Origin of the sequence: Rhizorhabdus phycosphaerae, assembly GCF_011044255.1 — a bacterium.
Taxonomy (GTDB): Bacteria; Pseudomonadota; Alphaproteobacteria; order Sphingomonadales; family Sphingomonadaceae; genus Rhizorhabdus; species Rhizorhabdus phycosphaerae.
In genome coordinates this window covers 3,596,492-3,609,857 of record NZ_CP049107.1, presented here as the reverse complement: position 1 = coordinate 3,609,857, position 13,366 = coordinate 3,596,492, and the positions used below count along the sequence as shown (strand labels likewise).

Genomic DNA, 13,366 nt, shown 5'->3' with positions numbered 1-13,366 from the left:
CCGTCAGAAGAAGGCCTTGCGAAACTCGATGCGGATCGCGCGGCCGACCGGATCGAGAAAGCTGCCCTGATAGCGCGACGGCGTGGCGCCGGTCGCGTCGCGCACGCGGGGCAGCGTGTCGAACAGATTGTCCACACGCAGCGAGACGCGCGCGCCCTGCGCCCAGTCGGCATTGGCGAGCGCCGGTATCTGGGCGAGGTTGACGAACAGCCGGGCATTGACTTTCGCCAGCGACCCGAAACGCAGATCGCCCGTGGGCGAACCCGGTGCCGCGTTCACCGTCGTCCCCTGCTGCCAGTTTCCGGTCAGGCGCAGGCCGAGACCATTGTTGGAATAGGTGAACTGCGCTTCCAGCTCATGGCGCGGCGTGCCGCCGGTCGCGCCGATCGCATCGCCGTCGAGCAGGTCGAGCACCGGCAGGCCCCGGCGAATGAGGATCTCTTCCTTCAGATGCCAGGTGTGGAACAGCGAGACCTGCAGCCGTCCGCCCTGCCCGCCGCCCGGACCACGAAAGCCCGGAGGGCCGCCGGGGCCGCCCGGTGCCTGCGGGCCGCCAGCCTGCGCAGGCCGATCGGGCGGCGGCGCACCAGGCGCGGCACCATTTTCGCCACCCGGCCTGCCGCCTGCCGCTTCGCCCCTTTTCGCGGCCTCCGCGCGCCGCTCGGCGAAGCGACGCGCCATCGCGCCCGAACGCATCGCGTCGATCACCGACTGGGCGGTCTTCAGCCTTTTGGTGAAGGTCAGCCCCCAGCGCAGCTGGCTCTGCTCCTGACGGTCGAAATTGACCGCGCGGCCGTCGATCCGGACCAGATCGCCATCCTCGTCGCGGACGAAGCGATCGGCGAAGGCGGCGGCGATGGCCGGGGTCGGCTCGGGGAAGCCCGCAATCGCGTTGCGGATGCGGCTGTGGACATAGTCGGCCGAGAGGGTGACATCCTCCTTGAACGGCTTGAGCGTGAGGCCGAGCTTCATCACCCGGCGCCGGTCGGCGAGAAGATCGGGATTGCCACCGCCCAGCTGGGCAATGTCTACCGTCACGCCCCGCAGATAGTCATAGGTCCGGACGTCGGGGGTCAGGACCAGCGGATTGCCGAGTTGCTGGACCGACGGCGCGTTGCGATCATGCGTCATCGAGAAGATCAGGCTGATTCCGTCGCGCGGCTTCCACGTCGTGCCATAGCCATAGGCGCCGAGCGCGCCGAAATCGGAATAACGATCGACCGCCGCGTTGACGTTGATCGACAGGTCGCCGATCGCCGGGAGAACATCGTTGCGGCGGCTGGTCAGCGGCAGGTCGAGGCTGACGCGGCCGTTGACGTCGGTTCGCGACAGGTCCGCCGTGCTGAGAATACCCGACCGGGTAGACCGGCTGTCGAGGCCGAGCGCGCTGAACCCGCCCTTGACGCTGGCGTTGAGCGGTCCCGCCGGCAGCTCGAGCAGCGGGCCGTTCGCAACCAGCTGAATGTCCCCGCTGTCCGAGGTCGAGCGCGCCCGATCGACGATGCGCGTGTCGAGATAGCCGCCGGCGATCGGGCCGAACGGATTGACCGACGCATTGCCCGCGAGGATCGCGCTTTGCAGGTCGGTCAGGTCATAGCCGCGCCAGGTCCGCGTGCGGCTGACGACATGGTCGTAATTGCCGGTCAGCGACAGCTTCCACTTCGCCACATCCTTGTCGAGCGAGAAGCCGAGATGCCCGGTCCAGCCGGAACTCGCCTGGGTCAGCGGATCGTCACCGAGATAGCGCAGCAGCGACACGTCGGTGCCGAAGGGGGAGAAGGGGTTGGACGACGGCAGCTGCAACGCCGAGCCGGGCAGGCCGCGCAGGCTGTCGCTGTCCGAGACGTTGAGATTGGCGTTGAGCGTCGCCGCAACATTGTCGAGGATCGTCCGCGAATAGACGCTGTTCACGTCGAGCGTGCGGGTGCGCGGGCGGATCGTGCGAAAGCGGCCGACATCGCTGCTGTTCGGACGGTTGGCGCCGGCCACGAAATCGGACAGCGCCGGTGCGCCGGACGCCGCACTGGCAGGCACGCCTGCCACGGTGACGGGCTGACCCGCCAATATGCTGAGCGCCGGATCGATTTCCGAGCCGCGCGTCGCGGCCTCGACATTGCCGACCGCGTCGAAGCTGCGGCCGCTGCGCGAGACCAGGTTGCGATCCGCCTCGGTGATGGCGGCGCTATGCTCATATTCGATGTTGACGTTGAGGCGCTGGTCGCGGCGGATGTGGAGCAGATTGACCTCCGCCTCGCCGGTTTCGGCCCCGCCCCGCGTCGAAAGCCCGCCCTCGACCTCGCCCGTGATCGCGCGAAAGCGGCGGCGCAACACGATGTTCACCACGCGCTGGTTGGCGCTGTAGCCATATTTGAGGGCGACCTCCTCGGGCAGGATGTCGACGCGCTCGATCGCCTCGGTCGGAATGTCGCGTATTTCGCGGAAGCCCGAAATGCGCCGGCCGTTGAGCAGGGTAACCGGTGCCTCGCCGCCCCGCCCCTGACCGCTGCGCGTCTGCGGTGCCAGTTCATCGAGCAGTTCGGCGACCGAATTGACGCCCAGCGCGCGGACGTCGCCGCCATTCAGCTGCTGGATCGGCGGAATATCGCCCGTCACCGCGCCACGCTGGCGCTGCCCGGTCACGAGGATAGGGTTGCTGTCCTCATAATCGGCTTCGTCACCCGACTCGTTCGGCCGCTGCTCGGTCCCCGTCGGGGCGGCCTGCTGCGCCTGGACAGCGTCGACGCCGCCCAGAAGGAGACCCAGTGCCGCGACGCCGCCATATCCAAAATTGCGCAAGCTCAACCTCTGTTCCGATACCGATTCCCGCTGTCGCTCATATCGCGGCTTTCTGACGGGATATGTCAGGACTGCAATATAGGCTGCACCCTTCCCCTTGTTTTGCTTCCGGTCCCGCGGCCTATGGTCTACCTTGCAACGAGCCGCGCAGCAGGGGTGTCACCGCGATGTTCGAGACGTTCCGTGAACTGGCCAGTGGCCGCTATGCGCCACATGGCTATTGCCTTCTGTGGGACCCATGGCTGGTCTGGACGATGGCGCTCTCCGATATCCTCATCGCCCTGGCCTATTTCTCGATTCCCGTAGCCCTGGTCATTTTCGTCCGCCGTCGCCGCGATGTGGCCTTTGGCGGGATTTTCTGGCTGTTCGCGCTGTTCATCACCGCCTGCGGGCTGACCCACCTGATCGCGCTCTGGAACCTCTGGAACGGCGCCTATGAACTGGAAGCCCTGGCGAAGGCGGTGACCGCGATTGCATCGGTGCTGACGGCGGCCTTGTTGTGGCCTCTTCTGCCAAAAGCCGTCGCCCTTCCGTCTCCGGCAAAGCTGCGAGCGGCGAACGCCGCGCTGCGCGAGGAGATCATCCAGCGCGAAAAGGCCGAAGCGGCTCTGGTCCAGTCCCGAAAGATGGAGGCGATGGGCCAGCTGACGGGCGGAATCGCGCATGACTTCAACAATCTGCTGCAGGTCATCGGCGGCAGCCTCGACCTGATCAGCGCCCGGTCGCGCGGTGACGAACGTCTCCAGCGGCTGAGCGGATCGGCGCTCGCCGCGCTCGAACGCGGCCGGCGGCTGACCAGCCAGCTCCTCTCCTTCTCGCGCATCCAGCGGATCGAGCTTCGGCCGGTGCGCCTCGACGAGATGCTCGCAGGGCTGAAGGAGCTGCTGGCCCGCACGATCGAACCGGCCATCGCCCTGGAATTTCGCACCGAGGACGCCCCGGAGGCCGTCATCACCGACGCCGTCCAGCTCGAGCTCGCCCTGCTCAACCTCGCCTTGAACGCCCGCGACGCAATGCCCGAGGGTGGCAGACTCACGATCACGGTCGATGCAGTGTCGATCTCCGGCCGCGACGACCTCGCCGACGGCGACTATGCCACCTTCAGCGTGACCGACACGGGAACGGGCATGGACGAGGCAACGCTGTCGCGCGCGTTCGAACCCTTCTTTACCACCAAGGCCGTGGGCAAGGGCTCCGGCCTTGGCCTCAGCATGGTTTTCGGCATGGCGACGCAGAGCGGCGGAACCGTGACGATCGATTCCGCGCCGGGACGGGGCACCACCGTGACCATCTTCCTGCGCCGGACGGCAGGCGGCGCAGCGGCGCCCGCCGAAGATCGATCCGCCTCGCCCCCGGATCGCCAGGCGCTGGAAGGGCTGCGCGTATTGGTGGTCGACGACGAGCCCATCGTGCGCGAAGTGGTCGCCGACATGCTTGCCGATCTCGGCTGCAAGGTGACGGTCGCGGACAATGGCCGGGCCGCACTCGAGCTGATCGAGCGCGATACGCCAACGGCCCTGCTGCTCGATTTCGCGATGCCCGACATGAACGGCGCCGATCTGGCGGAAGCGGCCCTGCGGCTGCATCCGACGATCAGGATCGTTTTCGCGACCGGCTTCGCGAAGTCCGATGCCATCGAAGCGGTGCTCGGCGACCGGGCGATCGTCCTACGCAAGCCCTTCTCCCCCAGTTCGCTTGCCCAGGCGCTCCAGGCGGCGCTGGTTCAATGACATTCGCAATGTCCCGACCTTGATACCGCCCGTCGGGCGGGACAAAAGCGAGCGGGTGAAAGAGAGCGCCATCACGCCCCGGGACATGGCAGCTTCGGCCCCATCGCTCACGATCGGGTCGGTGCGACCGCTGCTGTCGATGATGGAAGCGAGCGGTCTGGCTCCCGCCAATATCCTGCGCCGCGCCGCTCTGCCGGCAGACCTGTTCGAGGGTGCAGCGGCAGCGCCGCTTCGTCTCTCCGACTATTTCCGTATCTGCGAGCAAATGGCGCTCCAGGGCGGTGACGAGAGCTGCCACGTGTCGCTCAGGCCCCTCATGGTCGGCACATCCGATCTGGTGCAGTCCCGCCTGCGCGGGTGCGCCACCATCGGCGAGGTCATGGAGGTGCTGGCGAGCAGCTACAACATCATCCACGGCAACCGCTACAATCAGGTGCAAAGACGGGGCGGCAATATCAGCTACACCATCGACGACGCCGATTTCCCCTATGCGCTCGATCCGGACGACGCGTTCGTCATCCTCTCGCTCGAATGCCTGCTCGTCTATGTCCATGTGCTGATCGCCTCGCTCGCCCCATCCGGCGCATCGGTCAGTCTCCGTTCGATCCGGACAAGGGGGCCGGCGACGGAACGCGCGCATCTCGGCTTTCTCGGGGTCGCGATCAGGCCCTCGGCGGGTGCCTTCGGGCTCGACTATGACAGCGCGACCGGAGCGCTTCCCGCGGCCACGGCGGGCAGCCCCGTCCTCTCGGCACGGACGATATATGGCGGCGTGGCCGACATGCTCGACCGGCTGGAAATCATGGCGCCCGACGGGCTGGACATCGTCACGCGGGTCGAACGCGAACTGGCCGCCGGTCGCTTCGAGCAGAGCGAGGTCGCTTCGGCCATGGGCATGAGCGTCGCTACCCTGCGTCGCAGGCTCGGCGAAAGCGGCACCGCCTTCCGGATGGTGCGCGCAACCTTTCTCAATCAGCTCGCACGCGCCGCGCTCGCCGAAGGGAGCAGCATCGCGGACGTAGCCGAAAATCTGGGATTTTCGGACGGGAGAAGCTTCGCCCGCGCGTTTCGGCAATGGAATGGCATGGCGCCCGGAGACTATCGCGACGCATCCCGTTGAGCGAAATTGTCCCATAAAAGTTGATCCGAAGCGTCATCGACAGCATCCGTCCCCCGCTTATCCTTTAGGCAAGAATGCGGATTACGACCGCAGTACAGGGAGCAGGATCGTCTCGATGGGGCGCCATCAACTTATCTTTGCCGCATTGGCAGCCGCCTGCCTGGCGGGTGTGGGCGCAGCGCATCCCGAGCACCACTCGGGCGACGCCGTCACGGCTCCGGCGACGCCCGACCGCTTCCTGACCGTCGACGGTGTCCGCTTCCGTCTGCGCGACGAGGGTCCACGCCACGCGCCCGCGATCGTGCTGATCCACGGCTTCACCTTCAGCCTCGACAGCTGGGACGCCTGGGCCGCCGATCTGTCCCGTGACCATCGCGTGATCCGCTTCGACCTGGCCGGGCACGGGCAGAGTGGGCCCGATCCGGACGAGCGCTACGACACCGCCACCCGCGTCCGCCAGCTCGGGCTGCTCCTCGACGCGCTCCACGTCCGGAAGGCGACCGTCGCGGGAAACAGCTTTGGCGGTCTCGTCGCCTGGAATTTCGCGGCGAGCAGCCCGTCGCGCGTCGATCGGCTCATCCTGGTCGACAGCGCCGCCTTCTCGATCAACGGCGTGACCGAAAAGCCAGTCCCCGTGCCGCCCGCGATGCGCGCCTATCTGCTCGCCCCCACCCCTGCGGCGGTCGCCTATTCCACCGCTGCGATCTTCGCTCACCCCGAGCGGCTGTCCCCGGCGCGGCTCGACCAGATGCGCGCGCTGATCGCGCGCAACGGACCGGCGCTGGTCGCCCATCTCGAGCAGTTCACATTGCCCGACCCCAAGCCGCTCCTGACCAAGATCAAGGCGCCGACGCTGATCCTGTGGGGACGCGCCGACAAGGTCGTCCCGGTCGCGCAGGCCGATCAGCTGGCGGCGGCGATCCCGGGTTCGAAGCTCATCATCTACGACGATGTCGGCCACGCCCCCCAGGAGGAAGCCAGCGCCGCCAGCATCGCCGACGTCCGCACTTTTCTGAACGACAGCAAATGACCAGGGAGACTATCATGATCAACAGGACCAGGATGCTCGCACTCCTCTCCGCAGCCACGATGCTCGGCGGCGTGGCACTTCCGTCCGCTGCCTCAGCCCAGGCCGACGCGGCTCCTGCAGAGGCCGCAAATGAAGGCAATGGAGAGATCGTCGTCACTGCACGCCGGCGCGAGGAGAGCCTGATCGACGTGCCGATCTCGGTCACCGCGGTCAGCGGCGACACGCTCCTCCGTACCGGCGCGGTCGATATCACCGCGCTGCAGGACAAGACGCCGAACATGACGCTGCAGGTCGCGCGCGGCTCGAACAGCACGCTGATCGCCTTCATTCGCGGCATCGGCCAGCAGGACCCGGTGTGGGGCTTCGAGCCGGGCGTCGGCCTCTATGTCGACGACGTCTATGTCGCCCGCCCGCAAGGCGCGGTGCTCGATATCTTCGACATCGACCGCGTCGAGGTGCTGCGCGGCCCGCAGGGAACGCTCTATGGCCGCAACACGATCGGCGGCGCGATCAAATATGTCACCCGTCGCCTGGGCAACGAGTTCGAAGCGAAGATCCGCGGCTCTTATGGCAGCTACGACCAGCGCGACATCGTGGCGTCGGTCACGCTGCCGATCACCGAGGGCTTTTCGGTCGGCGGCGCCATTGCCTATTACAAGCGCGACGGCTTCGGTAAAAACCTGTTCACGGGGGCCGAGCATTATAACAAGGACGTGATCGCGGGTCGCGTCTCGGCCGAATGGACCGGCACCGACCGCCTCTCGATCCGCGTCGCCGCCGACTATACGCGCGACGATTCCAATCCGCGCCACGGCTATCGCCTGCTGCCCAACGGGGCGCTGCCCGATTTCCAGCCGATCGGCGACGTCTATGACACGCGCTCGGGTATCGGCGACGACAACCGCGTCGTCACCAAGGGCATCTCCGGCACGATCGAATATGAGCTGAGCGATGCCGTGACGCTCAAGTCGATCAGCGCCTATCGCAAGGGCCACACCGATACAGTCATCGACTTCGACGGCACGCCGGGTCCGGTGCTCGACATCCCGTCCTTCTACAAGGACAACCAGTTCACCCAGGAGGTGCAGGCGCTGATCCAGACCGATCGCGTGCAGGGCGTCGTCGGGCTCTTCTATCTCGACAACTCGGCGTCCGGCGCCTTCGACACGGTGATCGGCAACGCCCTGCTGACGACGCTGACCTCGGGCAAGGTCACGACCAAATCCTATGCGGCCTTCGCCGACTTCTCGGTCGACGTAACCGATCGCTTCTCGGTCTCGGTCGGCGGCCGCTACACCAGCGACAAGCGCGAAGGCACCGTGTTCCGGGCAGACTATGTCGGGCTGCGGTCGCCGCTGTTCGGCCGCCCGACGGCGGTTCCGTTCCGTATCCGGACCAACTACACCAATGACCGGACCGACAAGAAGTTCACGCCCCGCCTGTCGCTCAGCTACAAGCCGGTCGAGGACGTGAACCTCTACGCGTCCTGGTCGCGGGGCTACAAATCGGGCGGCTTCGACCCGCGCGGCGACGCCATCTTCACGCCGGGCACGGTCAACGGCTACAAACCCGAAACCGTCACCGCCTATGAAGCCGGCATGAAGGGCGCCTTCCTCGACCGCACGCTGTTCGTGAACGCGGCGGGCTTCTACTCGCGCTACCGCGACCAGCAGGTGACGACGCAGTTCCTGTCGGGGACGACGGTCGTCTCCTCGGTCGACAATGTCGGCAAGTCGCGCATCTATGGCTGGGAGCTCGAGGTCCGCGCGGTTCCCGATCGCGATTTCCAGGTCAACGCTTCGATCGGCTACACCAACGCCAAGTTCCAGCAGTTCCTGACGCTCGACCCGGTGACGCTGACGGTCAAGGATTTCGCCGACCAGCGCGTCTTCCAGAACACGCCGAAATACACCGCCAACGTCTCGGCGACGCTGGGCAAGGATGTCGACGGGGTGGGCCGTTTCACGATCACTCCGGCCCTGTCGTTCCGCAGCGCCTATTCGCTGTTCGAGGTGCCCAACCCGGTGCTCGACCAGAAGGCCTATGAGCTGGTCGATCTGTCGATCGTCTGGACTTCGCCCGACAAGCAGTTCTCCATCTCGGGCCATGGGCGCAACCTGTTCGACCGCAAATATCGGATCGGCGGCTATAATTTCCCCGGTGCGCTGCTCGGCAATTCGATCATCGGCTTCTATGGTCCGCCGCGCACCTTCACCATCACCGGCGAGGTACGGTTCTGATCGGGACATCTTTCCCCGGGGGTGGCGGGGCGGCGAAAGCCGCCTCGCCCGCTCTCGTGATGGCGATGCTGTTGCTCGCCTACACGCTGAACTTCATCGACCGCCAGATCATCGGCATCCTCGCGGTGCCGATCAAGGCCGACCTGGGTCTCAGCGACGCGCAGCTCGGCCTGATGGGCGGGCTCGCTTTCGCCCTGTTCTATACCGGGCTCGGCATTCCGATCGCGATGATGGCCGACCGCTACGACCGGTCGCGGATCATGACCGCGGCGCTCGCTGTATGGAGCCTGATGACCGCGCTCTGCGGACTCACCCAGAATTTCTGGCAGCTGTTCGTCGCCCGTCTGGGCGTCGGCGTCGGCGAGGCGGGCGGCGTCGCCCCGGCCTATACGCTGATCGGCGATCTGTTCCCGCCGGAGAAGCGCGCCCGCGCGCTGGCGCTCTATTCTTTCGGCATCCCGATCGGCAGCGCGTCGGGCATCGTCTTTGGCGGTGTCATCGCCACGCTGATCGACTGGCGCTCGGCCTTCTTCATCGTCGGCTTCGCCGGCCTTTTGCTGGCCCCGCTGTTCCGACGGGTCGTCCGCGATCCACGCGGCGACCGGCCGGCCGGCACCGCGCATGCCACGCTCGGCACGGTCCTCCGTCTGCTATTCCGCAAGCCGTCCTTCTGGCTGCTCAGCATCGGTGCCGCCTGTTCGTCGATGATGGGCTATGGCCTGTTCTTCTGGCTGCCGAGCTTCCTCGTCCGCAGCTTCGGGCTCAGCCTGCTCGACGCCTCGCTCGGCTATGGCGCCATATTGCTGACCGCCGGGCTCGCCGGCATCTGGATGGGCGGCGCGCTGTCCGACGGTCTCGCCGACCGGTCCAAGGCCTATTACGCGCTGGTCCCGGCCTTCGCGTTCATCGCCACCATCCCCTTCTACGCCATGGGCATTTCCGCAACGTCGCTGACCGCCGCGCTGGCTTTCCTGTTCGTGCCGACCGCATTGGGCCTCGTCTGGCTGGGACCGGTCGTCGCAGCCGTACAGGCCGTCGTGCCCCGCGACATGCGCTCGACGACTTCGGCCATCTTCCTGTTCGTCAACAACCTGATCGGGATCGGCGTCGGTACCCCGGCGATCGGCTGGATCTCCGACCTGCTCAAGGCGCGCTATGGCGACGAAGCGCTGCGCTATGCGATCCTGTCTGGCACCGCCTTCTACGTTGCGGCGACCCTTTTCCTGCTGCTTGCGGCGCTGCGCCTCCCCCGCGACTGGCATGAAGAAGAAGACTGAACCCCGAGGGATATGGGAAAGCCGCAGGCGATCGTCTATCGGTGATATACAATTAGGGTGCGGGGCCGCTTTCTCGCACCGCGAACGCCCCGAGAGCATCCCGATGAGCCAGATGATCTTCAAGATATTGCGCCCCGAGGAATGGGCTGCCTTCCAGGCCTCGGGGCGTTTCGAAGGCAGCGCCGTCGATCTCCAGGACGGCTATATCCATTTCTCGACCGCCGAGCAGACCAGGGAAACGCTGGCCAAGCATTTCGCCGATGCGTCGCGCGTCGCGATCCTGGCCGTCCGCGATGAGGATGTGGCCGCCGATCTCCGCTGGGAGCCATCGCGCGGCGGCGCGCTCTTCCCCCATCTCTATCGACCCCTCATGCTCGAGGAGATCGCTGCCTCGCAGGAGGCCGACCGCGAGGCGATCCTTGCGGGTGACGGTCCCTACTCGATCGACGCCTGAGCCACCTCAGAAGGCATAGACGAGCGAGGCGCGCGATACGGTGTCGGTGCGCTTCTGCCCTTCGGGCGCATCGCGCTCATATTGGACATTGTAGGACAGCCGCCCTTTGAGCGGGCCGAACAGCAACGTCTCGACCGAGGTGGTCGAGGTCGCGGTGCTATTGCCCTTCTCGACATAGAGCGCGACTTCCTGGGCCAGGGTCAGGCGCGAGATCGGCGTCCAGCGTAGATTGAGCCCTCCGCGGCCCGCCAGCCGCTTTTCGCTCTCGTCGGGACCGTAGAAGCTGGTGAAGCGAAAAGCCGGGCCGGCATCGATTTCGAGTCGGAAGCGCGTGCTGTCCGCCAGCACCACGCCGAGGCCCGCGCCAGCCGTCAGACGATGGCGATAACCGAGAAAGCGGTCATGCTCATATTGGGTGAGGCCGAAGGCGTAATAGGAGCGGCTGATCTTGTAGCGCGGCTGCCAGGCGACCACCGCCCGCTCGGTCGTCGCGACATTGTCCGTCTCCTGATAGTCGATCCGCGCCGACAGATCATGCTGCCAATCAAGGCCGGACCGCTTGAGCTTGGCCCCGCCATAGAGTCCGAGGGTGCGCGTATTGCCGGTCGACCAGCTGCCGCCGAGTTCGACCTGCCCGGTCCAAAGCTCTAGCAGACCCGCGCTGGCGAGGCGGTCTCGCTCTTGCTGCTCCTTGCGCGCTTTCGCTTCGGCCAAGGCGCGATCATGGTCGGCGACCAGCGCGTCGATCTCCTCGATGCTTCCGGGATTGGCCTTCTTGGCGACCGACACGACCGCCGCGATCGTCGCCGGCTCGTCGGAAGCGATCGCCGTTTCGATCATCGCGCGCACCGGCTCGGGCAATGGAGCCGCAATCGCCGGCCCGTGCGAGACGAGCAGCCCCACGGCGCATGTCAGCGCTGAATATATCCTCATGACGGACGCCGATGGCGATCAGTTCGGCAGAGGCCAAGGCCCCTTGCCGCCTTCGGCGATGAAACGATCGGTGCGCGCGGTGATCACCGGCAGCGGCACCGACCCCAGCGAGAGCAGCATGTCGTGGAAGGCGCGGATGTCGAACGTCGCGCCCAGCGCCGCTTCCGCACGCGCCCGCTCCTTCTCGATCTGCAGCATGCCCAGATAATAGGACAGCGCCTGACCCGGCCAGCCGATATAGCGATCGACCTCGGTCGTGATCTCATGCTCGCTGAGTGCGCTGTTGTCCCGCAGGAAGGCGATCGATTGCTCGCGCGTCCAGCCCTTGGAATGGATGCCGGTGTCGATCACCAGGCGGGCGGCCCGCCACATCTGGTAGCTGAGCATGCCGAAGCGGTCATAGGGCGTCTCGTACATCCCCATCTCGATGCCCAGCCGCTCGCAATAGAGCGCCCAGCCCTCGCCATAGGCCGAGATATAAGTGTAGCGCCGCCACTCCGGCCGCTCCTCATTCTCGGCCGCCATCGAGGTCTGCCAGCTGTGGCCGGGCGCAGACTCGTGCAGGGTGAGCGCGGTCAGCTGGAACAGCGGGCGCGAGGGCAAGTCATAGGTGTTGAGCAGGTAGCGATCCTGCCCGCCCCGCCCGGCCGTGTAGAAGGGCGCGATGTCATCGGGCACGGGCACGATGCCGAACCGCCCGCGCGGCATGCGCCCGAACCACTGGGCCGCCTTGCCGTCGAACTGCTTGGAAATCCACGCCGCCCGTTCGAGCAGCGCCTGCGGCGTTTTCACATAGAATTGCGGGTCGGTTCGCAGGAAGCGCAGGAAGGCCGGCAGGTCGCCCTCGAACTTCACCTCCTTCATGATGTCGAGCATCTGCGCGCGGACCTTCGCCACTTCCGCGAGACCGATGGCATGGATCTCCTCGGGGCTGAGGTCGACGGTCGCATAAGCGCGGATCTGGGCGCGGTAATAGGCTTTGCCGTCGGGCCATGCTTCCGCCGAAAGCCCCTCGCGCAGCTTCGGCAGATAGTCCTTGCGCATGAAGGCGAGCAGCTTGGCATAGGCCGGGATGATCGACGTCTTGATGATATTCTCGGCTTCGGCGCGCAGAGCATCCTGCCGCGCCTGCGGTATCGACGCCGGCAAGGTGCGGAACGGCGTAAACCACAGCGTGTCGCGCGGCGACTTCGCCTCCGCGATCAGCGCGATCGACTGGTCGCGCCCCGCCATAGTCACTCTGGGCGGCGTGAAGCCACGCTTCAGCCCGGCGCGCATATTCGTGCTGTTCTGATCGAAATAGCGCGGAATATCGCGCATCAGCGACAGCATCGCCTGCGCATCGGCCTCGGTCCGGATCGGCTGCCGCGCGACATAGCCCAGATCGGCCCAGAAGCTGCTGTCCGAGTTCAACGGCTTTTCGAAGTCGCGGAAGCGCTGGGTATCGAGCAAGGTTTGCACCTGGACGCGATAGACGCCATAATCCTCCTGCTTCGCAGGGGACAGGGTCGCCGGATCGATCATATCGAGCTGGCGAAGCACGTCGGTCCAGGTCGCCAGCCTTTCGCTCTGGGTCGCCGCGCTTTCGTCGGGAAGATGGCGGGGGATGCCGCCCTTGTTCGACTCCTCGCTCTGGAAGCTCTTCTGCCGCCACGCCCATTCCTTGCCGCTCAGCGCATCGAAGCGATCGTCGACGGGGTTGGCGTGGAGCGGAGTCGCCAGCAGCAGCGCGCAGCCCAGCAGCAGTCTCATTCATCGTCTCCTTTTGCCGAGCGCGGTATCTTGG

At 66.2% G+C, this 13,366-nt stretch carries 9 protein-coding genes; 6 read left to right on the top strand and 3 right to left on the bottom strand.

Annotation, left to right across the window (positions count from 1 at the left end):
* Positions 1-3: 3 nt before the first annotated feature.
* On the bottom strand, positions 4-2,802 hold the full coding sequence (locus G6P88_RS16775; RefSeq protein ID WP_226946617.1) for a porin family protein: 2,799 nt from the start codon (positions 2,800-2,802) through the stop codon (positions 4-6).
* A gap of 161 nt (positions 2,803-2,963) precedes the next feature.
* On the opposite strand from G6P88_RS16775, the gene G6P88_RS16770 reads away from it, so the two are divergent.
* The 6 genes from G6P88_RS16770 (at position 2,964) to G6P88_RS16745 (ending at position 10,647) form a co-directional block, all read left to right on the top strand.
* Positions 2,964-4,526 (top strand): ATP-binding protein, encoded by a 1,563-nt coding sequence (locus tag G6P88_RS16770; RefSeq protein ID WP_165324200.1) that lies wholly within the window; start codon positions 2,964-2,966, stop codon positions 4,524-4,526.
* 85 nt (positions 4,527-4,611) lie between these two features.
* Positions 4,612-5,646 (top strand): helix-turn-helix transcriptional regulator, encoded by a 1,035-nt coding sequence (locus tag G6P88_RS16765; RefSeq protein ID WP_165324199.1) that lies wholly within the window; start codon positions 4,612-4,614, stop codon positions 5,644-5,646.
* Between the two features lie 115 nt (positions 5,647-5,761).
* Positions 5,762-6,676, top strand: coding sequence for an alpha/beta fold hydrolase (locus G6P88_RS16760; protein ID WP_165324198.1), 915 nt, complete (start codon positions 5,762-5,764; stop codon positions 6,674-6,676).
* 14 nt (positions 6,677-6,690) lie between these two features.
* The gene (locus G6P88_RS16755) at positions 6,691-8,916 is read left to right on the top strand and encodes a TonB-dependent receptor (protein WP_165324197.1); all 2,226 of its coding nucleotides are present in this window, start codon (positions 6,691-6,693) and stop codon (positions 8,914-8,916) included.
* A gap of 56 nt (positions 8,917-8,972) precedes the next feature.
* Entirely contained in the window at positions 8,973-10,193 is a 1,221-nt protein-coding gene (locus G6P88_RS16750) for a spinster family MFS transporter (RefSeq protein ID WP_165324196.1), read from the top strand.
* A 103-nt stretch (positions 10,194-10,296) separates the two neighbouring features.
* Positions 10,297-10,647, top strand: coding sequence for a DUF952 domain-containing protein (locus G6P88_RS16745; protein ID WP_206335803.1), 351 nt, complete (start codon positions 10,297-10,299; stop codon positions 10,645-10,647).
* Positions 10,648-10,653: 6 nt separating this feature from the next.
* Here G6P88_RS16745 and G6P88_RS16740 read toward each other — a convergent pair whose 3' ends face one another.
* Positions 10,654-11,580, bottom strand: coding sequence for a DUF481 domain-containing protein (locus G6P88_RS16740; RefSeq protein ID WP_165324195.1), 927 nt, complete (start codon positions 11,578-11,580; stop codon positions 10,654-10,656).
* 18 nt (positions 11,581-11,598) lie between these two features.
* Positions 11,599-13,332 (bottom strand): DUF885 domain-containing protein, encoded by a 1,734-nt coding sequence (locus G6P88_RS16735; protein ID WP_165324194.1) that lies wholly within the window; start codon positions 13,330-13,332, stop codon positions 11,599-11,601.
* Positions 13,333-13,366: the final 34 nt, after the last annotated feature.